The 19,448-nt window shown below is 68.8% G+C and carries 21 protein-coding genes, 1 tRNA gene and 2 pseudogenes; 18 read left to right on the top strand and 6 right to left on the bottom strand.

Going from position 1 to position 19,448, the window contains the following annotated elements:
* Both G5S38_RS15665 and G5S38_RS08450 read left to right on the top strand, forming a co-directional pair.
* Window positions 1-258: pseudogene (locus G5S38_RS15665) on the top strand (hypothetical protein); the annotation flags it as partial.
* Between the two features lie 51 nt (window positions 259-309).
* Entirely contained in the window at window positions 310-825 is a 516-nt protein-coding gene (locus tag G5S38_RS08450; protein ID WP_165067239.1) for a putative immunity protein, read from the top strand.
* A gap of 94 nt (window positions 826-919) precedes the next feature.
* Here G5S38_RS08450 and G5S38_RS08445 read toward each other — a convergent pair whose 3' ends face one another.
* Both G5S38_RS08445 and G5S38_RS08440 read right to left on the bottom strand, forming a co-directional pair.
* Window positions 920-1,126: a helix-turn-helix domain-containing protein gene (locus G5S38_RS08445; protein WP_165067237.1), complete on the bottom strand. Its 207-nt coding sequence runs from the start codon at window positions 1,124-1,126 to the stop codon at window positions 920-922.
* Entirely contained in the window at window positions 1,126-1,575 is a 450-nt protein-coding gene (locus G5S38_RS08440) for a DUF2975 domain-containing protein (protein ID WP_165067234.1), read from the bottom strand. Before G5S38_RS08440 ends, G5S38_RS08445 begins: the two co-directional genes overlap by 1 nt.
* Window positions 1,576-1,840: 265 nt before the next feature.
* On the opposite strand from G5S38_RS08440, the gene G5S38_RS08435 reads away from it, so the two are divergent.
* The 3 genes and pseudogenes from G5S38_RS08435 to G5S38_RS08425 all read left to right on the top strand — a co-directional run.
* Window positions 1,841-2,455 (top strand): recombinase family protein, encoded by a 615-nt coding sequence (locus G5S38_RS08435; RefSeq protein WP_165067232.1) that lies wholly within the window; start codon window positions 1,841-1,843, stop codon window positions 2,453-2,455.
* A gap of 125 nt (window positions 2,456-2,580) precedes the next feature.
* Window positions 2,581-3,141 (top strand): response regulator, encoded by a 561-nt coding sequence (locus G5S38_RS08430; RefSeq protein WP_165067230.1) that lies wholly within the window; start codon window positions 2,581-2,583, stop codon window positions 3,139-3,141.
* Window positions 3,138-3,863, top strand: a pseudogene (locus tag G5S38_RS08425) (MBL fold metallo-hydrolase); the annotation flags it as partial. The gene G5S38_RS08430 and the pseudogene G5S38_RS08425, both read left to right, overlap by 4 nt.
* 92 nt (window positions 3,864-3,955) lie before the next feature.
* On the opposite strand, the gene G5S38_RS08420 reads toward G5S38_RS08425, so the two are convergent.
* The 3 genes from G5S38_RS08420 to G5S38_RS08410 all read right to left on the bottom strand — a co-directional run bounded on the left by G5S38_RS08420 (window position 3,956) and on the right by G5S38_RS08410 (window position 6,144).
* Complete coding sequence (locus tag G5S38_RS08420; protein ID WP_165067228.1) at window positions 3,956-5,020, bottom strand: zinc-binding dehydrogenase; 1,065 nt, start codon at window positions 5,018-5,020, stop codon at window positions 3,956-3,958.
* Window positions 5,021-5,069: 49 nt separating this feature from the next.
* Window positions 5,070-5,426 (bottom strand): hypothetical protein, encoded by a 357-nt coding sequence (locus G5S38_RS08415; RefSeq protein WP_165067226.1) that lies wholly within the window; start codon window positions 5,424-5,426, stop codon window positions 5,070-5,072.
* A 112-nt stretch (window positions 5,427-5,538) separates the two neighbouring features.
* The gene (locus G5S38_RS08410; protein ID WP_165067224.1) at window positions 5,539-6,144 is read right to left on the bottom strand and encodes a TetR/AcrR family transcriptional regulator; all 606 of its coding nucleotides are present in this window, start codon (window positions 6,142-6,144) and stop codon (window positions 5,539-5,541) included.
* Window positions 6,145-6,265: 121 nt separating this feature from the next.
* Between G5S38_RS08410 and G5S38_RS08405 the strand changes: the two genes are divergently transcribed.
* From G5S38_RS08405 to G5S38_RS08370, 8 genes are all read left to right on the top strand, one after another.
* Window positions 6,266-6,661, top strand: coding sequence for a TIGR03618 family F420-dependent PPOX class oxidoreductase (locus G5S38_RS08405; RefSeq protein ID WP_165067214.1), 396 nt, complete (start codon window positions 6,266-6,268; stop codon window positions 6,659-6,661).
* A gap of 92 nt (window positions 6,662-6,753) precedes the next feature.
* Window positions 6,754-7,167 (top strand): VOC family protein, encoded by a 414-nt coding sequence (locus G5S38_RS08400; RefSeq protein WP_165067211.1) that lies wholly within the window; start codon window positions 6,754-6,756, stop codon window positions 7,165-7,167.
* A 161-nt stretch (window positions 7,168-7,328) separates the two neighbouring features.
* The gene (locus G5S38_RS08395; protein ID WP_235928971.1) at window positions 7,329-8,591 is read left to right on the top strand and encodes an MFS transporter; all 1,263 of its coding nucleotides are present in this window, start codon (window positions 7,329-7,331) and stop codon (window positions 8,589-8,591) included.
* An 83-nt stretch (window positions 8,592-8,674) separates the two neighbouring features.
* Window positions 8,675-9,124 carry a type II 3-dehydroquinate dehydratase gene (gene aroQ / locus G5S38_RS08390; protein ID WP_165067208.1) on the top strand — a complete coding sequence of 150 codons (450 nt, stop codon included), beginning with the start codon at window positions 8,675-8,677 and terminating at the stop codon, window positions 9,122-9,124.
* Window positions 9,125-9,326: 202 nt separating this feature from the next.
* A complete protein-coding gene (locus tag G5S38_RS08385; protein WP_235928970.1) occupies window positions 9,327-10,289 on the top strand; it encodes a 3-oxoacyl-ACP synthase III in 963 nt (320 codons plus the stop codon).
* Window positions 10,290-10,333: 44 nt separating this feature from the next.
* Complete coding sequence (locus tag G5S38_RS08380) at window positions 10,334-13,081, top strand: alpha/beta fold hydrolase (protein ID WP_165067202.1); 2,748 nt, start codon at window positions 10,334-10,336, stop codon at window positions 13,079-13,081.
* A complete protein-coding gene (locus G5S38_RS08375) occupies window positions 13,078-14,079 on the top strand; it encodes an NAD-dependent epimerase/dehydratase family protein (protein WP_165067199.1) in 1,002 nt (333 codons plus the stop codon). Before G5S38_RS08380 ends, G5S38_RS08375 begins: the two co-directional genes overlap by 4 nt.
* 256 nt (window positions 14,080-14,335) lie before the next feature.
* A complete protein-coding gene (locus G5S38_RS08370; protein ID WP_165067195.1) occupies window positions 14,336-14,662 on the top strand; it encodes a hypothetical protein in 327 nt (108 codons plus the stop codon).
* A gap of 38 nt (window positions 14,663-14,700) precedes the next feature.
* On the opposite strand, the gene G5S38_RS08365 is transcribed toward G5S38_RS08370, so the two are convergent.
* A complete protein-coding gene (locus G5S38_RS08365) occupies window positions 14,701-15,354 on the bottom strand; it encodes an MBL fold metallo-hydrolase (RefSeq protein WP_165067192.1) in 654 nt (217 codons plus the stop codon).
* Window positions 15,355-15,463: 109 nt separating this feature from the next.
* Between G5S38_RS08365 and G5S38_RS08360 the strand changes: the two genes are divergently transcribed.
* From G5S38_RS08360 to leuD, 5 genes are all read left to right on the top strand, one after another.
* Window positions 15,464-15,536: transfer RNA gene (locus tag G5S38_RS08360), tRNA-Glu, on the top strand.
* 160 nt (window positions 15,537-15,696) lie between these two features.
* Window positions 15,697-15,945 carry a hypothetical protein gene (locus G5S38_RS08355; protein ID WP_165067123.1) on the top strand — a complete coding sequence of 83 codons (249 nt, stop codon included), beginning with the start codon at window positions 15,697-15,699 and terminating at the stop codon, window positions 15,943-15,945.
* Between the two features lie 163 nt (window positions 15,946-16,108).
* On the top strand, window positions 16,109-17,134 hold the full coding sequence (locus tag G5S38_RS08350) for a TerC family protein (RefSeq protein ID WP_165067189.1): 1,026 nt from the start codon (window positions 16,109-16,111) through the stop codon (window positions 17,132-17,134).
* A 230-nt stretch (window positions 17,135-17,364) separates the two neighbouring features.
* Complete coding sequence (leuC, locus tag G5S38_RS08345; protein ID WP_165067186.1) at window positions 17,365-18,849, top strand: 3-isopropylmalate dehydratase large subunit; 1,485 nt, start codon at window positions 17,365-17,367, stop codon at window positions 18,847-18,849.
* The gene (gene leuD, locus G5S38_RS08340; RefSeq protein ID WP_165067183.1) at window positions 18,849-19,445 is read left to right on the top strand and encodes a 3-isopropylmalate dehydratase small subunit; all 597 of its coding nucleotides are present in this window, start codon (window positions 18,849-18,851) and stop codon (window positions 19,443-19,445) included. Before leuC ends, leuD begins: the two co-directional genes overlap by 1 nt.
* The last annotated feature ends 3 nt before the right edge of the window (window positions 19,446-19,448 follow it).

Raw genomic sequence — 19,448 nt, 5'->3', positions numbered from 1 at the left:
ATCCAGGGTGGACGCAGGCGAATCGCGGTCATTGGTGCCCATCTCGAAGAGGTGGTCGGGTCTGCAGCTCTTCGCTTGCAGGGGTACCGCCAGGCGCTTGAAACAGCGGGAATTCCCTTCGACCCCGACCTGGTCAGTTACACAACGCTTTGGCACCGGTCCGACGGTGCAGAGTCGATGCGAGCCTTGATCGCCAGCGGAGTCGAGGGACAGCCCGTTCCACCGTCCCGCAGGAGGATCTTCCTGCGCACGCACTAGCAGGGGTGGTGTGTTGCCGCCCGGGCCGGAAGGGGAGTAAGAAACAGTCTTATGATCCTTCCTGCTGTTCGCGATCCTCGTCTCGTGTCCATCCGGCGCGGTGGACTCCTGGCCGAAGCCGATCATCAGCTCCTGGCATTGTGGGCGGCTACCTGCGCCGAGCATGTTCTAGGGCTGTTCGAGACTTCAAACCGTGAGGATCACCGGCCTCGTGCGGCAATCGAAGCGGTACGAGCCTGGACGCGCGGCGAAGCGAAGATGATGGTCACCCGTGCAATCGGAGGACACGCGATGGGTTCGGCGCGTGTCTTGCGTGGTGCTCCACGGTTCGCGGCGTACGCAGCCGGTCAGGCGGCCTGTGTCGCCCACGTTCCCGAACACGACCTGGGGGCGGCCGCTTATGCCATCAAGGCCGCTGCAGCTGCAGCACCCCGCGATCAGGAACGAGGCGCCGCGCGTGCTGAGCGCGACTGGCAGCGTCAGCAGATTCCCGGGTACCTCCGCCCCCTTGTCCTCGAGGACCAAAGCCGCAGGAACAGCATCTGCTGGTCCGTTTTCGACGACTAAACACCGCTGGTGAGCAGTTCGTGAGCCATCCGTGAACGGTCGTTGGTATTCCGGGCCAGACGCGGGCCTGGAGGGATGGGCTGGGTGCTAGGGGTCACTCATCTTCCCAGAGCAGGATCTCGCCAGGTTGGCAGTCGAGCACACGGCAGATTGCCTCGAGGGTGGAAAATCGAACAGCTCTGGCCCGCCCATTTTTGAGGACGGCTACGTTTGCGGGCGTAATCCCCACTCTGTCTGCAAACTCACCCACTGACAGCCCGCGCTCGATCAGGAGAGCGTCGATCATCACACGGATAGGCATCAGACGACCCCGTCGAGTTCCGTTCTCATGGAAGCGGACTTACGCAACAGGGAGCGAAGCGTAAGCAGGACCAGAGTCAGCGTTACTCCCACGAGTGCGCCGCCGATCACAAGGAGGCCGAGTGCCGGAGGCCCGGGAATCAGGAACAGTGTTCCCACCACAATCGCAGTCGCGATAGCGAGGGTGGCGGCCATGACGTCTACCAGCTTGAGCGAAGACGACCCGAAGATACGGCTGTCCCGGATATATCCGACAAGGGCCCCGGTGATCACGAGAACGACCTGAATGCATATCCCGAACAGGATTGCAGCACTGACGAGGGGAGCCTGTAGATCGGAGAACTCCGGATAGTCCGCCACCATCGACTGAGCAGTGAGCACGACGACGATTTGTCCAGCGATGACCGCGATGAAAAGCAGGGCGAGTGCCACCCGCGTCACGAGCACCATCGTGGGTCCAACAGATTCCCCAAAATTCTCCATGCGTCAGTATCGATATTCAATCGATTGAATGTCAATAGATCAGAGTCCTACGGAGGGAACCGTCCGCAGGCGGCTCTAACCACGTACGGCGAAACGAGGGGTCCGCAAGCCGGTCCCTCACCGCACCACCGACCGGAACACAGAACAATGCTCATGCTGGTGGGTGTCATTTGCGCAAGACCCGCTCGATAAAGAGCACGGTGATCGGGGGCAAACTGCAACACTGACCCCCATGAAAATCGGGTACGCACGGGTGTCCACGACGGAACAAGACCTCACCGTCCAACGGATCGGTCTCGCTGCTTTGGGCGTCGAGCCGGACTACGTCTTCGTCGATCACGGGCTCACCGGCACCAATCGGGCGAGACCCGGGCTCGGATTGGCGCTGGCGGCCGTGCGCAGCGGCGACACCCTCGTCGTCACCAAGCTCGACCGGCTGGCGCGGTCGCTGCCCGACGCGCGCGACATCGCCGACGAGCTGACCCGCAAGGGCGTGGCGCTCAGCCTGGGCGGCAGCGTCTACGACCCCACCGACCCCGTTGGGCGGTTGCTGTTCAACGTGCTGGGCATGGTCGCTGAGTTCGAGTCCGACCTCATCCGAATGCGCACCCGCGAGGGCATGGCCATCGCAAAAGCAAAAGGGCGCCTGCGGGGTAAGCAGCCCAAGCTCTCCGCCCTGAAGCGCCGCTACTTGTTTCAGCTCGTCGACGCAGGCGAGCACACGCAGGCAGAGATGGCCGCGCTGTTCGATATCTCCCGCGCCACGGTCTACCGCGAGATCAGGCGCCGGGCGTCCGTTGCCACGCCGACCGCACGGGAACGGCCCGCTCAGCCGACTCGGCACTGACAGGCCGCCCGCGCGTACTGTCGAAGCCCCCGTTGACGGTCGCCCATCCCCGGAACAGCCCTTTCCTCACAACGGCCCTATCCTCGGAACGGCACGGTGGCACACGGCGACGATGGGGGAGTCCGGTGAAGAGCAGCGCCCGCATCGTGATCGTTGCCTCTGACCAGCCGCTGCCGCGCGCAATCCGCTCCGAACTCGAAGCGCGGCCCGGTTTCACCGTCGTCGACGACGTCAGCGACGGCCCGGCCGCGCTCGCCGCAGCAGAGGTGCACCGGCCTGACATCGTGCTCCTCGACGTGCAGCTGGTCTCCGGTGACGCGTTCGACGTAGCGCGACGCATCACCGAGGCATGGCCAGACACGTGGATGCTGGCGCTCACCCACCCCGCCGACTACCCGGTCGACGTGCTGATGAACGGCGCATCCGGGTTCCTGCACAAGGACGCGCGCCCCGCCGACCTCGTCGCCGCCATTCGGGCGGTGCTGCGGAACGACGTGGTCGTCGCCGACGACACCCCCCGCATCACCGCGCGGATGATCGAACGGCGTTCCCCGGCGACCGGGACGGCTACGCGACGACGGGAAGGAAGCGCCGGGTGCAGCTCATCAGCGTGGGCTTCGGGCTCGGGGTGCTGTCGCGAGAGACTGGAGCGACCCCCGACCCCCGACCCCTGGAGCTCCCCATGACACGCACGATCACCGTTCGCCACGGACGCCCGGATGCAGCCCTGACGGAGTCGACCACCCACTTCGACCGGGGCGTGGCGCCCGGCATCCATCGCCTGCAGCATGCGTTCGTCAACTGCTACATCGTCGAGGGCGACGACGGGGTGACCATCGTCGACACCGCGCTGCCCGAGACCTGGCCGTACCTGCTCGAGGCGCTCGAGCTGATCGGGCGGAGCGTCGACGACATTCGCGCCGTAGTGCTCACCCACGCGCACTTCGACCACCTCGGGTTTGCGCACCGTCTGCAGGAGCGCGGCGTGCCGGTGTTCGCGCACGAATCCGAGGCCTACATCGCCGAGCACCCCTACCGGTACGACCACGAGAGTCCGCGGTTCGTGTACCCGGTGCTGCACCCCGGGTCGATTCCCGTGCTGACCCGCATGGCCAGGGCGGGGGCGCTGCGGGTTCCCGGAATCACCGGCCTGCGCTACTTCGGCCCCGGCGAAACGCTCGATGTTCCGGGTGCCCCGATGGCCGTCTTCACGCCCGGTCACACCTACGGCCACTGCGGACTCTTTTTCATCGATGCCGACGCGCTCCTCACCGGCGACGCTCTCGTTACCCTCGACCCCTATACCGGGGCGACCGGGCCGCAGATCGTGTCGGGTGCGGCCACCGCCGACAGCCCGCTGGCACTGCTGTCACTGCGTGCCCTCGAAGAGACCGGCGCCACCACGGTGCTGCCGGGCCACGGTCAGCCGTGGCGGCACGGCGTGGAGAAGGCGGTGGAGCTGGCCCGCGCGGCCGGGGCGTCGCAAGCGAGGGTTCGCGGTCACGGCCGCAGGATGACCTTGCCGCTCGTGGTGCGGGCCTCGGCGAACGCGAACGCCGCTCGCACGTTTTCGAGCGAGAACTCGGCCGCGATCTCGGGCACGATCGCCCCGGTGCGCAGCAACTCGAATAGCTCGGCGAGGTCGCTCTCCAGGGCGGCGCGATAGCGTGCCGGCCGGATGCGGTGGCCGTCCCAGATGTTATAGAACGCCGCGCGTCGGCGGTTCGGCAGCAGGTTCCAGGCCGTGAGCTGGGCGATCGCCTTCATGTAGGGCCCGGCCGGGCTTCCGTCGGTGTCCCTGATCGACATGATCGAGTAGCAGAGCAGCATGCCGCCGGGCGCGACCATGCGCCACGCGGTGTACATCATCGGGCCGCTGACGTTGTCGAACACCGCCGCCACCCCCTGCGGGGCGAGCACCGCGACCTTCTCGGCGAGGGCGGGATCGGCGTAGTCGAGGGGTTCGACGCCCCTCTCCCGCAGGGCGTCGTGATGGCGGGGGGACGCCGTGCCGATCACCCGAACGCCGGCCCGCTGGGCGAGCTGCACCAGGATGCCCCCGACGCCGCTGCCCGCACCCTGCACCAGCACGGTCTGCCCAGCCGACACGCGCGCCTTTCGTAGCATCTGCACCGCAGTGACGCCATTCACGATCACGGCCTCGGCGTCGACCGACGAGATGTCGTCGGGAACCCGCACGGCATCGCGCGCCGGCACGATCGCGTGGGTCGCCCATCCGCCGGTCTTCGTCAGGCAGGCGACGCGCGCCCCGATGAGCGAGGGGTCGCCGTCCGCGGGCACGGCGGTCACCGTTCCGACCAGGTCGTATCCCGGCACGAATGGAAAGGCGGGCTGCCCGTAGTAGCGGCCGAGGCGCATCGCCTTCTCGGCTGCCGAGATGCCGGTCGCCTCGACCGCGACGAGAAGTTCCCCGGACTCGGGGTTCGCGAGGGTGCGCTGCCGCAACTCGACGCCGTCGGGTTCGACGACGGAGGGGAGGATCGCCTCGAGGGCGACGGTGGGGGCCGACGGTGATGTCGACGAGGAGCGGTTCGGGGAGGTCATTTCGGGTCTCATTTCTGGGTTCTGGGTGGGTTCTGGGCGGGTGCGCGGTCTACCGGCGGCGCAGGTAGGTGCGCAGCAGCAGCGCCAGCGAGGCGACGACGATCGCGGTGAGCAACGCCGGGTGCAGGTCTTTCGACAGGCTCTGCGCGCGGTCGGGCCGTGCGGCCCAGATCGCGATTCCGGTGGCGTAGAGCCCGACCAGTGCACCCGCGTAGGGAAAGAGGGGGTGGATGCGTCGGCGAACGATCACCGTCGCGAGCGCCACGATGGGCACGATCGCGAGCATGGCGAACTGCCCGACGAGAAGCACGGGTATCGACCACGCCGAGATGATCGCGAAGCGGGGGAGGCGCTGGCGGATGCTTCCGGCAGTGGGTTGGTTCGCGGTGGTGCGGGTGTCGTTCATGGTGTGCCTTTCTGCGGATGAGTGGATGGGTGATATTTTGGAGAAACGGGGGAGTGGTTGGTCACTCACTACTGGGGAGCAAAGTGCGCTGTGGGTAGCACGCGCTTTCCGATCAGGGGTGGCGGATACCGTGGGCAAGGATCGACGCCCAGGTGCCGGAGTCGTCGGCTGCGGCATCCAGCGCATCAGCGGTCTCGGTGGTCTCGGTGGTCCCGGCCGGGTCGGCGAGTCCGATCGTGACGATCAGGTGGCAGAGCTGCCCGTAGGCCATGAAGTGCTGCACCGCGTCGTCGCTCGCGCCCGAGCGGGTCTTGGCGAACATCGTGAGGCGCTGCAGGCCGGCTCGCAGTGCGCGTCGTACCTCGGGCACGTCGGCGACCGACTGCGCATGAACCTGCATGAGGATGAGCGTGCGGTCGCTGATGAGCTGGGCGTATGCCCCGCCCATCGAGTGGAGGATGGCGTCGGGATCGGAGGACGGTGCGGCGTCCGCACCTTCTTCGAGGGAGACCAGGATGCGGTCGAAGCAGTCGTCGAGCGCGTCGACGAACAGGCGTTCCTTGCTGGGGAAGAGCTTGAACACGTAGGCGGGGGAGATGCGCGCCGCGTTCGCGACGGTGGCGATGGTCGTGCCGTGGTAGCCGCCGCGGGCGAATTCCTGCAGGGCGCTCGCGATGACGATGGGCCTGCGCTGTTCGGCGGTGGAGAGGATCGACATATGAGTGACTGTACAGTCACTCTCTCGAGCGGCGCAAGGGTCTCGGCGACATTGCAGGACGCCGATGCCCAGCGACCTCGGCGAGACTGGGTACCCGCACCTTTTGCGACTGGAGCCCCGCATGGCCATGACCCTCACCGACGATGCGACCGCATTCGTCACCGACCGCCATCTAGCGATCCTCTCGACACACGCATCCGACGGGTCGATCCACTCGGTGCCGGTCGGGTTCACGGTCGAGAACGGCATCGCACGCATCATCACGTCGGACGGCACGCAGAAGGTACTCAACGTGGAGCGCGGCGGCCACGCAACCGTGGGGCAGGTAGACGGTGGGCGGTGGATCTCGCTCTCGGGCGACGCGAGCATCAACCGGCATCCGGACGCCGTCGCACACGCCGTCGAGCTCTACGCCGCGCGCTATCGGCAGCCGCGCGTGAACCCGAAGCGCGTCGTGATCGAGATCGCGGTGACCGGCATCATGGGCTCGTCGGGAATGGTGGACGCCCGGCAGTAGCGGCCAGGGGTGGGCGGTGGCGATAATCGGCACCATCGGCCACGACAGCCGACACCCGGCAGCTGTGCCACGACAGCAGAAAGAGGAGCCCCATGACTGTCACCCTCAACCCCTACCTCAACTTTCGCGACACCGCGAAAGACGCCCTGGCGTTCTACCAGTCAGTGCTCGGCGGTGAAGTCACCACCAGCACCTTTGCCGACTACCAGGTCAGTGACGACCCGGCCGAGAGAGACAAGATCATGCACGGGATGCTGGCCGCCGGCGACCTCGTGCTGATGGCGGCAGACACGCCCAACGCCATGGAGCTGACGCCCGGCACCAACTTCTCGGTATCACTCAGCGGGTCAGACGAAGACGAGCTGCACGCGCACTGGAACAAGCTCGCCGAGGGCGGTATCGTGACGCTTCCCCTCGAGAAGGCGCCATGGGGCGACAGCTTCGGCATGGTCATCGACAAGTTCGGCGTGAACTGGATGGTGAACATCGCGGGCAGCGCGAGCTGACGCGGTCGCGATCCCAGAACGGCCCGGCACGATGCGTGCCGGGCCGTTCTGCGTGCGAGGTCGTAGCACCTCTGCGCAAGCCCCTGTCACTCGCCTGACGCCACCGTAGGCTTGACCCACCGCTCGATGCCGAGTTCGCCCCTCGACCTCGAAAGCGTGCTGTGTCTTCTCCCGCCTCCACCCGCTCCCGCACCACCGACCCCGAGGTTCCCGCGCTCTCGGCCACCCGCCAGCGCCTGGCGCTACTCGCGCTCGCCCTCGGCGGGTTCGGCATCGGCGCGACGGAGTTCGTGGCCATGGGCCTGCTACCCGACCTCGCCGCCAACCTGTTGCCGACGCTGTACGAGCAGTCGCCGGAGGAGGGAATTGCGCGGGCCGGCTGGCTGATCAGCGCCTATGCCCTGGGTGTAGTGGTCGGCGCACCGACCATCGCGGCCGGCGCCGCCCGGTTCCCCCGCAAGAGCCTGCTGCTCGTGCTGACCGCCGCGTTCACGATCGCCACCGTCGCCTCCGCGCTGCTGCCGACGTTCGAAACCGTGCTGGCCGCGCGCTTCATCGCCGGCCTGCCGCACGGCGCGTACTTCGGCATCGCGTCGCTCGTCGCCGGCCAGCTGATGGGCCCCGGCAACCGCGGCAAGGGCATCGCCCTCGTGCTCAGCGGGCTTACCATCGCGAACGTGATCGGGGTGCCCTCCATCACCTGGCTCGGCCAGGTCGCCGGTTGGCGCGCGGCCTACCTCGTGGTCGCCGCCATCTTCGCCGCGACGTTCGTGGCCATCGCGCTCGTCGTGCCGCTCATCGCGGGCGACCCCTCCGCGTCGGTGAAGCGCGAGCTATCGGCGTTCCGCCGCCCGCAGGTGTGGATCGCCATCGGCCTCGGCTCCATCGGGTTCGGCGGGTTCTTCGCCGTCTACGCCTACATCGCGCCGGTCGTCACCGACGTCGTGGGCATGGGCGAGGGGTTCGTGCCGTGGGTGCTGGTGACCGTCGGCATCGGCATGACCATCGGCAACCTGCTCGGCGGGCGCATGGCCGACCGCAGCGTTCGCCTGACCCTCTACTCGGGGTTCGGCCTGCTGGTGCTGTCGCTCGTGGGCTTCGCGCTCACCGGCGGAACCGTCGTCGGCGTGCTGGTCTTCGGGTTCGCGATCGGCTTCACGAGCGCATACCTGTCGCCCGGCATCCAGGCCAGGCTGATGGATGTCGCGGGCGACAGTCAGACCATTGCGGCGGCCCTGAACCACTCGGCCCTCAACCTCGGTAACAGCCTGGGCGCGCTGCTGGGTGGCCTGACCATCGCCGCGGGGCTCGGCTACCTGTCGCCGGCCTGGCTCGGCGTGGGACTCGCGACCACGGGATGCATCATCGCCACGATCAGCTACGGACTCCAGCGACGCGGCGGTCGAATGGCGCCGACTCGGTAACCTGTAGACCGGCGCACAGCATCTCCGCCCGCGGGTAGCGGCGGGGGAGCACCGGCCCACCCGACTCGAGAAAGCGCGGCACCGTGAGCGACGACCCCCGCATCCTGGTTCTCAACGGACCGAACCTCAACCTGCTCGGCACCCGCGAGCCGCACCTCTACGGCACCGACACCCTCGCCGACGTCGACGCGCTCGTCACGGCGAAGGCCGCCGAGCTGGGGTTCGCGATCGACAGCCTGCAGTCCAATCACGAGGGCGTGCTGATCGACCGGCTGCACGAGGCGCGCACCACCCACGCGGGCCTCGTGATCAACGCCGGGGGGCTGACGCACACGTCGGTCGCCCTGCGCGACGCGATCGTCGCGTCGACCCTGCCCACCGTGGAGGTGCACGTCAGCAACGTGCACGCCAGGGAGCCGTTCAGGGCACACTCATACATCTCCGACATCGCGGTCGCCGTGATCGTCGGGGCGGGCGTCGCGGGCTACGGCTTCGCGGTCGAGGTACTGGCGTCGCGGCTCGCCGCGAGATAGCAGCCGGAAAGCCTACCCCACCGGCCCATGCGCCGCGACGGGTGCCCGGGTGGGACAACGCCCAGCCGTTTAAGGGGTAAATTTACGAGGCGGAAGTCCGACGGGCGCCACTGGATTTGAGATTTTTCGACAGGGAGAACCGTTGGACGGAAACGCCACGACAATGCATCGCAATGTCGCACTGCTATCGGTAGCGAGCAAGATGCCGACGCGCATCACGACCTCCGAGGAGATCGATCGCCGCCTGCACCCCGTTCTCAAGCGCCTCCGCCTGCCCACCGGGCTGCTCCAGCGAGTCGCCGGAGTGCACGAGCGCCGCAACTGGGAAGACGGTCAGAATTTCGACGACGCCGCGATCGTCGCCGGCAAGCAGGCCATGCGCGAGGCGGGTATCGACCCCAGCGAGGTCGGCCTGCTCATCAACACCTCGGTCACCCGCAAGCACCTCGAGCCCTCCGTCGCCGTGCGCATCCACCACGGACTCGGCCTGCCGTCGTCGGCCATCAACTTCGACATCGCCAACGCGTGCCTCGGGTTCGTCAACGGCATGAGCCTCGCCGCGACCCTCATCGACTCCGGCCAGATCAAGTACGCCGTGGTCATCGACGGCGAAGACGCCGACGAGATCCAGCACAACACCATCGAGCGCCTCGCCGGTTCCGACCTGGCCCGCTCCGACTTCATGAGCGAATTCGCCAGCCTGACCCTTGGCTCGGGAGCCGCCGCCGCCGTGCTCGGCCGCGCCGACGAGCACCCGGACGGGCACCGCCTGCTGGGCGGCGTCACCCGTGCGGCCACCGAGTTCAACGAACTGTGCGTCGGCAGCGTCGACGGCATGTTCACCAACGCCAAGGCGCTGCTCAAGGGTGGCCTCGACCTCGTGTTCTCGGCCTGGAAAGAGGCGCAGCGCGACTGGAACTGGTCGAGCATGGACCGCTACATCATCCACCAGGTCTCCGACGTGCACACCGACTCGATCGTCAAGGCGACCGGCATGGACCGCGCGAAGATCCCGCTCACCTATCCCCAGTACGGAAACGTCGGCCCGGCATCCATCCCCATCACCCTTGCGCAGGAATCGCCGCAGCTCTCGGCCGGCGACCGCGTGCTGCTGATGGGCGTCGGATCCGGCCTGAACACCGCCATGCTGGAGATCGCCTGGTGAGCTACCGCCTGCCACGGGCGGCTTCGGCGCCCGCGCGGGCAACGATGCCGCCACTCGGCCTCGACGGACTCGACCCGGCCTTCTCGCGCGTCGTCGAGGCGGCGGGACGCGGCTGGCACGTGCTCGACAACGGGCAGCAGCTCGCCGACCGTGGCATCGAGCCGGTCGGCACCATCCTGTGCGTGCACGGCAACCCGACCTGGTCGTACCTGTGGCGCAAGCTCGTCTCGGGCGCGACCGACGCCGCGATGAATGCTGGCACCGATGCTGCGATGGATGCCGCGGCGCCCGGTTCCGCCGGCGCGTGGCGTGTCATCGCCGTCGACCAGCTCGACATGGGCTTCTCGGAGCGCACGGCGCAGCGGCGCACGCTCGCGCAGCGCGTGCGGGATCTCGGCGACCTCACCGACGCCCTCGCGCTCGACGGACCGGTCGTCACCCTGGGGCACGACTGGGGCGGCGTCGTCTCCCTCGGGTGGGCGGTCGACCACCCCGACCTGCTCGCGGGAGTGATGCTGCTCAACACGGCCATCCACCAGCCGGAGCAGTACCCGATTCCCGCGCCGCTGCGGCTCGCCCTGCAGAAGTCCGTGCTGGGCGCGGCAACCGTCACCACCCCCGCATTCCTCGAGACCACGCTTGCCATCGCGCACCCGCGCCTGCCGCGCGTCGTCGCCGACGGCTACCGCGCGCCGTACCGCACGGCCGACCGCCGGGGAGGCATCGGCGGGTTCGTCGCCGACATTCCGGTCGGTGTCGATAAGAGTGGCGTCGCGCACGAGAGCATCGCCGAGCTCGACCGCATCGCCGAGGGCATCCGCTCGATCGGCGTGCCCGCCCTCATGCTGTGGGGCCCGCGCGACCCCATCTTCAGCGACCGCTACCTCGACGACCTGGCCGAACGGATGCCGCATGCCGACGTGCACCGGTTCGAGGGCGCCGGCCACCTCGTGGCCGAGGACGCGGACTACGTGCACCCCGTGCTGAGCTGGCTCGCGGACCTGCGCGCCGCGGAGCCCGCGACGGACGGCTCGCCCGCGGACGACGCATCCACCCCCGCACCGGCACCCGACGGACGCGCAGCCGCGGCCTCCGCACCCGACTACCGGCCGCTGTGGCGCCACCTCGACGCGCTGCGCGACAGCGACGACCTGGCGCTGGTCGAGATGGTTCCGCCGACCGGCGATGCGCCGCGGCTCGTCAGCTGGAAACTGCTCTCGCGCCGGGTGCGCGAACTCGCCGCGGGCCTGACCCTGCTCGGCGTGCAGAAGGGCGACCGGGTGTCGCTGCTCGTGCCGCCGGGGGCCGACCTCACCGCCGTGCTCTACGCCTGCGTGCGCATCGGCGCGATCGTGGTCGTCGCCGACGCGGGCCTCGGCCTGCGCGGGCTGACCCGCGCGGTGCGCGGTGCCCGGCCCGACCACCTGATCGGCGCGCTGCCCGGGCTCTCCGCAGCGCGCGCACTCGGCTGGCCGGGCAAGCGCATCTCGACAACGCGCCTGCCCGAGGTGACCCGTCGCCTGCTCGGCGTGCACTGCGCGCTGGCCGACGTGATCGCGCTCGGGCGCGGCGTCGACGGTGCGGGCGAGGAGCTGCCAGAGGAGCCCGCCGCGACCGACACCGCCGCGGTGCTGTTCACCTCTGGATCGACCGGGCCGGCCAAGGGCGTCGTCTACACGCACGGGCAGCTCGCCGCGGTCACGGCTGCGCTGTCGGACCAGTACGGCGTCGGCGTCGGTACAGGGCTCGTCGCCGGGTTCGCGCCGTTCGCGCTCCTCGGGCCTGCGCTCGGTGCGCGGTCGGCGACCCCGGACATGAATGTCACCTCGCCGAAGACGCTGACCGCGGCATCCGTCGCCGCCGCCGTCGCCGCGGTCGATGCCACGGTGGTGTTCCTGTCACCCGCCGCGATCGCCAACGTGGTCGCGACCGCCGGCGAGCTCACCGCGGACGACCGGCGTGGACTTGCGGGAGTGCAGACGTTCCTCTCGGCAGGCGCGCCCGTCTCGGAGTCGCTGCTCACGTCGGCGGCCGAGCTGATGCCCAACGCGAGCGCACACACGCCGTACGGCATGACCGAGGGCCTGCTGATGGCCGACATCTCGCTCGACGGGATCCGCGACGCGCTCGGGTCGCTCAGGTCGCTCAGGTCGGTCGGCGAGGGAGCCGCTGCCGGCGGCGTCTGCGTCGGTCGCCCCACCGCGACCACCCGCATCCGTATCAGCCCGCTCGACGACGACGGGCGCTCAACCGCGACTCCCGTCGACGTGGCCGGGGTCACCGGCGAGATCGTGGTCTCCGCCCCGCACGTCGAAGACCACTATGACCGACTCTGGATCACCGACCGCGCCTCGAGGCGGGGAACGGATGCCACGGAGCGCTGGCACCGCACGGGAGACGTCGGCCACCTCGACGACTCCGGCCGCCTGTGGGTGGAGGGGCGCCTGCCCCACGTGATCACCACCGCCGATGGCGTGGTCACCCCCGTCGCCCCCGAGCAGCGCATCGAGCGCGTCGCGGGGGTCGGCCGCGCCGCGGTGGTCGGTGTCGGCCCGCGCGGCGTGCAGCAGGTCGTGGCCATCGTGGAGACGACGGCGGGAACGCGTCGGCCGGGGCTCGCCGCACCGTCGCTGGCCGCCGCCGTGCGGGCATCCATTGCCCTCCCCATCGCGGCCGTGCTCGTCGTGCCCCGCCTGCCCACCGACGTGCGCCACAACTCGAAGATCGACCGCTCTCGCCTGTCGGCGTGGGCGGGCGGCGTGCTGTCTGGTGAGCGGATGGTCGCGCCGTGAGGGTGCTCGTCACGGGCGCCAGCGGGCTGCTCGGCCGCCACGTCGCGCGGGAGGTGCAGGCGGCGGGCCACGAGGTGCGCACGTTCCAACGTCGGCCGTCCGGCCTCGCCGACGGCCGCCACGCAGCTGCGGGGATCGAGGATTCGCTCGGGTCGCTGACGGAACCCGGCGACGTCGCCAGGGCGATGGACGGGATGGACGCCGTCGTGCATCTCGCCGCGAAGGTCTCCCTCGCTGGCGCGAGCGAGGAATTCGAGAGGGTCAACGTCGACGGCACGCGGACGATGCTCGCGGCCGCCCAGTCCGCCGGGGCATCACGGTTCGTGCAGGTCTCGTCGCCATCCGTCGCCCACTCCGGCAGGTCGATCGTCGGGGACGGCGCGCTGCCTGCCGACCCGTTCAGGGCGCGGGGAGACTACGCGAGGACGAAGGCCGGGGCGGAGATGCTCGCCCTCGCCGCCGATGCGCCGGGATTCAGCGTCGTCGCGGTGCGTCCGCACCTCGTCTGGGGCCCCGGTGACACGCAGCTCGTCGGGCGCATCGTCGAGCGGGCGCGTGCTGGCCGGCTTCCGCTTCTCGGGCACGGTGCCGCCCTCATCGATACGACCTACATCGACAACGCCGCATCCGCCATCGCCGCCGCCCTCGAGCGCGCGAACGAGGTACGCGGGCGCGCGTACGTGATCACGAACGGTGAACCCCGTCCGGTCGCCGAGCTGTTGGGCGGGATCTGCGCGGCGGCGGGAGTGCCCGCACCCGCCTGGCGGGTGCCCGCGGCGGTGGCCAGGGCAGCGGGGTCGGCCATCGAGGCCGCCTGGCGGGTGCGCCCGGGCGCCGACGAGCCGCCGATGACGCGGTTCCTCGCCGAACAGCTGTCGACGGCGCACTGGTTCGACCAGCGGGCCGTGCGCGATGACCTGCTCTGGCGGCCGGCGGTGAGCCTCGACGAGGGGTTCCGGCGGCTCGCCGCGCACTACCGCGCCCACCCGCTCCGATAGCCGGCAGCCCCAGGCCGGGGGCCGTGCCCGGCCGCGCACTACCGCGCCCACCCGCTCGGGTAGCCCACCCGCGAGCCCCCAGGGTGGCGGCGGCATTGTCACACACCGCGGGTGCTCCAGAAAGGGGGGTACCCGTTCTGTACCCCACTATTGACGGCGATTGCGCGCCAGACGTACATTCGCTGTGTTGCTCCAGACCCCCGGCAATGGGCCAACGCCACAGAAGGCACGTTCCATTTGGACGAAGGGGGTTGTCATGTCGAGCACCATCAGCACCATCAGCACCGAGACCGCGCAGGTCGAGACCTTACCGTTTTCGACGGTCACCGAACTCGACCTGGTACTCGTGCAGGTCGCTGCGCACGGCTGGCGGGTATGCGATGCACGTCGACACGAGGACGATCCGCATCGCCTGCTGGGGTTCGTCGAGGAGCGTTCCGGTGAGTTCGAGGTCATGCAGCTCGGCGGTGGGTTCCAGTGGTCGACGTTCGCGACGATGCGTGACGCCCTCGCGTACCTGACGCGAACGTCTGCCGCGATGACCGAGGACAGGATGGCCGGCGAGCTGTCCTGGATCGCCTAGCTACAGGTCCAGGGGTTGGCTGCCGGTCGAGGGACTGTCTACAGGTCCAGGGACTGTCCGGGCTCGATCGGGTAGAACTCTCCGCCGTTCTGCTCGGTCGCAGCCTGGATGCGTTGGTTCGCCATGGTCTTTCCGGCGACCGACAGCACCATCTCGTGCATCGGAAAGCTGCGCTTCGGCTTCACGGCGTCGACGTAGTCGATGACCTCGCTGATCTTGAGCCATGGGGCACCGGCCGGCACGGCCAGCGTCGGCACGCTCACTCCCTCGGGGATGAAGAACGAGTCGCCCGCGTAGTAGAGCTCGTCGTTCACCATCACGCCGACGTTGTCGATGAGGGGGATCGAGCGGTGGATCTCGGCGTGCGTTCCGCCGAAGAAGCGCAGCGTGAATGCACCGACCTCGAGGGTGTCTCCCGGTGCGACCGTGGTGATGCCGAACTCTCCTGCAGCGGCGGCCTCGGCCGCGGCGACGACGCCGGCGGGGCCGATGATGCGCGCGTCGGGGTTCATGTCGAGGATGCGGCGCAGTTGCTCGGGAGTCCAGTGATCGGGGTGTTCGTGAGTGATCACGATGGCTACGACGCCGCGCGCGTCACCGAGCGGGGTGGTGAACGATCCGGGGTCGATGATCAGCACATCGGATGCCTGCTGGATCACGAGGCAGGAGTGTTCGCGTTTCGTCACCTTCATGGTCGAAAGCCTATGCCAGCGGCGCAGGCGCCCCGTTTCGGCGCCGCTGGCCCCGCCAGTTTTGTACACCCGTCTGGCGTGTGGCATACTCGGGGAGTTGTCCACTTGCGGCCCCATCGTATAGCGGCCTAGTACGCTGCCCTCTCACGGCGGTAACACGGGTTCGAATCCCGTTGGGGTCACGATTGCCCGGTTCGCTCCATTCAGGAGCGGGCCGGGCCTTTTTTCTGCCATCGAGCGGTGCCTTGCCGACTGGTCGGCGCCGACCGGGCGGCAGTCAGTCGGGCGTGGCACGATAGACGGTGGCCCCGATCATGGGTCATCGCAACGGAGGGATTCACCATGAGCGACACCACGGGTGCAGACAGCGCCACCGAGAATGCGACCAGCGCAGACGGCACCACTGAGACCACTCAGATCACCGAGACCACCGCGCCCGCGACCGACAGCGAGGGCACCGAGAAGGCCGGCGGCCTGGGCGGCGACGGCACGATCCCCGCAACCTCCGACGGCATCGCCGCGGGAGTGGGCGACGAGCAGTCGAACTTCAACCCCGAAGAAGACCCGGACGCCGCCGCCGACGCGAACTGACGGCCATCGCCGCCCGCGCGAATCGAGCGGGCGCGCGCCAGCCCTGACACAACTCTCCTGAGAGCGCCTATTATCTAGGCTCCGAGAGCATCGAGGCTCCGAACGCGGGCACCCGGCACGATTCGCCGGGTGCCCGCGATCCGTCGCCATCCGAGAGGCTCCCGTGGAGCTACCCACCGAACTACCCCTCGCGTTCGAGGTCGTCTCGATCGCCGTGCTGGTCGCCATCCTCGCGGTAGACCTGCTGCTCGTCATCCGCCGCCCGCACGTTCCGCACATTCGCGAGCTGGGCCTGTGGGTCGCCTTCTACGTCGGGCTCGCGCTCGTCTTCGCGGTGCTCATGTACTTCGTGGGCGGGCCGGAGCACGCAGGCCAGTTCGTCGCGGGATGGCTCACCGAATATGCCCTGAGCGTCGACAACCTCTTCGTGTTCCTCGTCATCATGTCGAGGTTCTCGGTGCCGGCCAAGCTGCAGCAGGAGGTGCTGATGATCGGCATCGTCATCGCGCTCGTGCTGCGGGGCATCTTCATCCTGCTGGGCGCACAGCTGATCGAGAACTTCAGCTGGGTGTTCTACCTGTTCGGCGCCTTCCTGCTCGTCACCGCGTTCCGCCAGGCGTTCACCTCCGAGGAGTCCCTCGACGAGCAGAACACCGAGGAGAGCCGCAACAACGTCGTGGTGCGGTTCATTATGAAGCGGGTTCCGACCACCACGGAGTTTCACGGGTCGAAGATCCGCACCACCGTCGACGGTCGCCGGGTCTTCACCCCGATGCTCATCGTGTTCCTCGCCATCGGGTCGACCGACCTGCTGTTCGCCCTCGACTCGATCCCCGCGATCTTCGGCATCACCACGAGCGCGTTCATCGTGTTCACCGCCAACATCTTCGCCCTCATGGGACTCCGCCAGCTCTACTTCCTGCTCGGCGGACTGCTCGACCGCCTGGTGTACCTGCACTACGGCATCGCGGCCATCCTCGCGTTCATCGGAATCAAGCTCGTGCTGCAGGCCATGCGCGACAACCAGCTCGGCTTCATCAACGGGGGAGAGCCCATCGAGTGGGTGCCGGAGATCGGCACCGTCGCATCACTGGGCGTCATCGTTGGTGCGGTAGCCATCGCGACCATCGCCAGCCTCATTAAGTCCGGCCGCGACGAGCGCGCGGTCGCGGCCGACCGCGACTCCTGACCGCCCAGAGCAGCTGCCCGCCGCCCCCCGCCGCTGTCCGAAGCTGTTCGGCGCGACCCGTCGCACCCCGCCGGGGGCTCCGAACCGGTGATACCCTCGTCAGATGCTTCCGGGACAGCTCCTTCTCCGCCGCGCCGGCTCCTGATCTACCAGGCCCCAGTCGTCGCGGAGTTCTTCGCCTGCTGACCCACGAGAAGCCTGCTCCACATGAGGGAAGAAAGACCGCACCCATGACCCACACACCTGCGCCCGCCGCGGCTCGCGCCAGCACGGCCCGCCCCCGCACCCTCGCCGAGAAGGTCTGGGACGACCACGTCGTCGTCGAGGGCGACGCGGGCAACCCCGACCTCATCTACATCGACCTGCACCTCGTTCACGAGGTCACCAGCCCGCAGGCCTTCGACGGGCTGCGCCTCGCCGGTCGCCCCGTGCGCCGCACCGACCTGACGATCGCGACCGAGGACCACAACACCCCGACCCTCGCCATCGACCGGCCCATCGCCGACCTAACGAGCCGCACCCAGATCGAGACCCTGCGCCGCAACTGCGAGGAATTCGGGGTACGCCTGCACTCCCTCGGCGACGTCGACCAGGGCATCGTGCACGTCGTCGGACCCCAGCTCGGGCTCACCATGCCCGGCATCACGGTCGTCTGCGGCGACTCGCACACCTCGACCCACGGTGCGTTCGGCGCCATGGCGTTCGGTATCGGAACCAGCGAGGTCGAGCACGTGCTCGCCACGCAGACCCTGCCGCTGACCAAGTTCAAGACCATGGCCATCACGGTCGAGGGCACCCTTCGGCCGGGCGTCACCGCGAAGGACATCATCCTCGCCGTGATCGCCAAGATCGGCACCGGCGGCGGTCAGGGCTACGTGCTCGAGTACCGCGGCAGCGCCATCCGCTCCCTCTCGATGGAGGGTCGCATGACGATCTGCAACATGTCGATCGAGGCCGGTGCCCGCGCCGGACTCGTCGCCCCCGACGAGACCACCTACGCCTACCTCGAGGGCCGCCCGCACGCCCCGACCGGTGACGACTGGACGGCTGCCGTCGAGTACTGGAACACCCTCGCCACCGACGACGACGCTGTCTTCGACGCCGAGGTGTTCCTCGACGCCGACGAGCTGGAGCCGTTCGTCACCTGGGGCACCAACCCCGGCCAGGGCGTCTCGTTGAGCGAGGTCGTACCAGACCCCGCATCGTTCGCCGACCACAACGAGAGAGCCGCCGCCCAGCGCGCGCTCGAGTACATGGACATCGCCGCGGGCACTCCGATGAAGGACATCGCGGTCGACGCGGTCTTCATGGGGTCGTGCACCAACAGCCGCATCGAAGACCTCCGAGCCTTCGCATCCATCATCAAGGGCAAGCAGAAGGCCCCCGGCGTGCGCGTCATGGTCGTGCCGGGCTCCGCGCGCGTTCGCCTCGAGGCCGAGGCGGAGGGCATCGACAAGGTGGTGACCGAGTTCGGCGCGGAGTGGCGGTTCGCCGGCTGCTCGATGTGCCTCGGCATGAACCCCGACCAGCTCGCCCCCGGTGAGCGGTGCGCGTCGACCTCGAACCGCAACTTCGAGGGCCGCCAGGGCAAGGGCGGGCGCACGCACCTGGTGTCGCCGCTCGTGGCCGCCGCGACCGCGATCCGCGGAACGCTCTCGAGTCCCTGGGACCTCGAGCATGCCAGCAGCTCGACGCTCTCGGAGGTGACCGCCTGATGGATGCCGTATCCGTCGTCACCGGTATCGCCGCGCCGCTGCCGTTCTCGAACGTCGACACCGACCAGATCATCCCGGCGGTGTTCCTCAAGCGGGTTACCAAGACCGGCTTCGAAGACGCCTTGTTCCACGAGTGGCGCAAGGACCCCGACTTCGTGCTCAACCGCCCCGCCTTCGCCGGCGCGCGGGTGCTCGTGGCCGGCCCCGACTTCGGCACCGGCTCCAGTCGCGAGCACGCCGTCTGGGCGCTGCGCGACTTCGGAATCCAGGCGGTGCTGAGCCCGCGGTTCGGCGACATCTTCCGCGGCAACTCCGGCAAGCAGGGACTGCTGGCCGCCGAGATCACCGAGAAGGACGCCGAGACGTTCTGGGCGCTCATCGAGGAAAACCCCGGTATCGAGGCGACAGTCGATCTCGTGACACGCACCGCCACGATCGGCGCGCACACCGTCGAAATCGTCGTCGACGATTACACTCGGTGGCGGCTGCTCGAAGGTCTGGACGACATCAGCCTCACGTTGCGCGACGAAGCGCAGATCACCCAGTTCGAGCACAACCGCCAGTCATGGCGACCCACAACACTCCCGGCACGATAGGGA

The organism is Marisediminicola senii (assembly GCF_011057645.1).
GTDB classification, from domain to species: Bacteria; Actinomycetota; Actinomycetes; order Actinomycetales; family Microbacteriaceae; genus Marisediminicola; species Marisediminicola senii.
Note: the sequence above shows the minus strand (reverse complement) of the source record. Positions and strands in the feature narration are given on the sequence as shown.

What these genes read in the sequence shown, in the direction of transcription:
- G5S38_RS08410 (WP_165067224.1), bottom strand. Translation starts at nt 6,144, where the DNA reads ATGTCGATCCTCTCCACCGCCGAACAGCGCAGGCCCATCGTCATCGCG.
- G5S38_RS08370 (WP_165067195.1), top strand. Translation starts at nt 14,336, where the DNA reads ATGTCGAGCACCATCAGCACCATCAGCACCGAGACCGCGCAGGTCGAG.
- G5S38_RS08435 (WP_165067232.1), top strand. Translation starts at nt 1,841, where the DNA reads ATGAAAATCGGGTACGCACGGGTGTCCACGACGGAACAAGACCTCACC.
- G5S38_RS08400 (WP_165067211.1), top strand. Translation starts at nt 6,754, where the DNA reads ATGACTGTCACCCTCAACCCCTACCTCAACTTTCGCGACACCGCGAAA.
- G5S38_RS08405 (WP_165067214.1), top strand. Translation starts at nt 6,266, where the DNA reads ATGGCCATGACCCTCACCGACGATGCGACCGCATTCGTCACCGACCGC.
- G5S38_RS08445 (WP_165067237.1), bottom strand. Translation starts at nt 1,126, where the DNA reads ATGCCTATCCGTGTGATGATCGACGCTCTCCTGATCGAGCGCGGGCTG.
- leuD (WP_165067183.1), top strand. Translation starts at nt 18,849, where the DNA reads ATGGATGCCGTATCCGTCGTCACCGGTATCGCCGCGCCGCTGCCGTTC.
- G5S38_RS08440 (WP_165067234.1), bottom strand. Translation starts at nt 1,575, where the DNA reads ATGGTGCTCGTGACGCGGGTGGCACTCGCCCTGCTTTTCATCGCGGTC.
- G5S38_RS08355 (WP_165067123.1), top strand. Translation starts at nt 15,697, where the DNA reads ATGAGCGACACCACGGGTGCAGACAGCGCCACCGAGAATGCGACCAGC.
- G5S38_RS08380 (WP_165067202.1), top strand. Translation starts at nt 10,334, where the DNA reads ATGCCGCCACTCGGCCTCGACGGACTCGACCCGGCCTTCTCGCGCGTC.
- G5S38_RS08385 (WP_235928970.1), top strand. Translation starts at nt 9,327, where the DNA reads ATGCCGACGCGCATCACGACCTCCGAGGAGATCGATCGCCGCCTGCAC.
- G5S38_RS08415 (WP_165067226.1), bottom strand. Translation starts at nt 5,426, where the DNA reads ATGAACGACACCCGCACCACCGCGAACCAACCCACTGCCGGAAGCATC.
- G5S38_RS08450 (WP_165067239.1), top strand. Translation starts at nt 310, where the DNA reads ATGATCCTTCCTGCTGTTCGCGATCCTCGTCTCGTGTCCATCCGGCGC.
- G5S38_RS08420 (WP_165067228.1), bottom strand. Translation starts at nt 5,020, where the DNA reads ATGACCTCCCCGAACCGCTCCTCGTCGACATCACCGTCGGCCCCCACC.
- leuC (WP_165067186.1), top strand. Translation starts at nt 17,365, where the DNA reads ATGACCCACACACCTGCGCCCGCCGCGGCTCGCGCCAGCACGGCCCGC.
- G5S38_RS08365 (WP_165067192.1), bottom strand. Translation starts at nt 15,354, where the DNA reads ATGAAGGTGACGAAACGCGAACACTCCTGCCTCGTGATCCAGCAGGCA.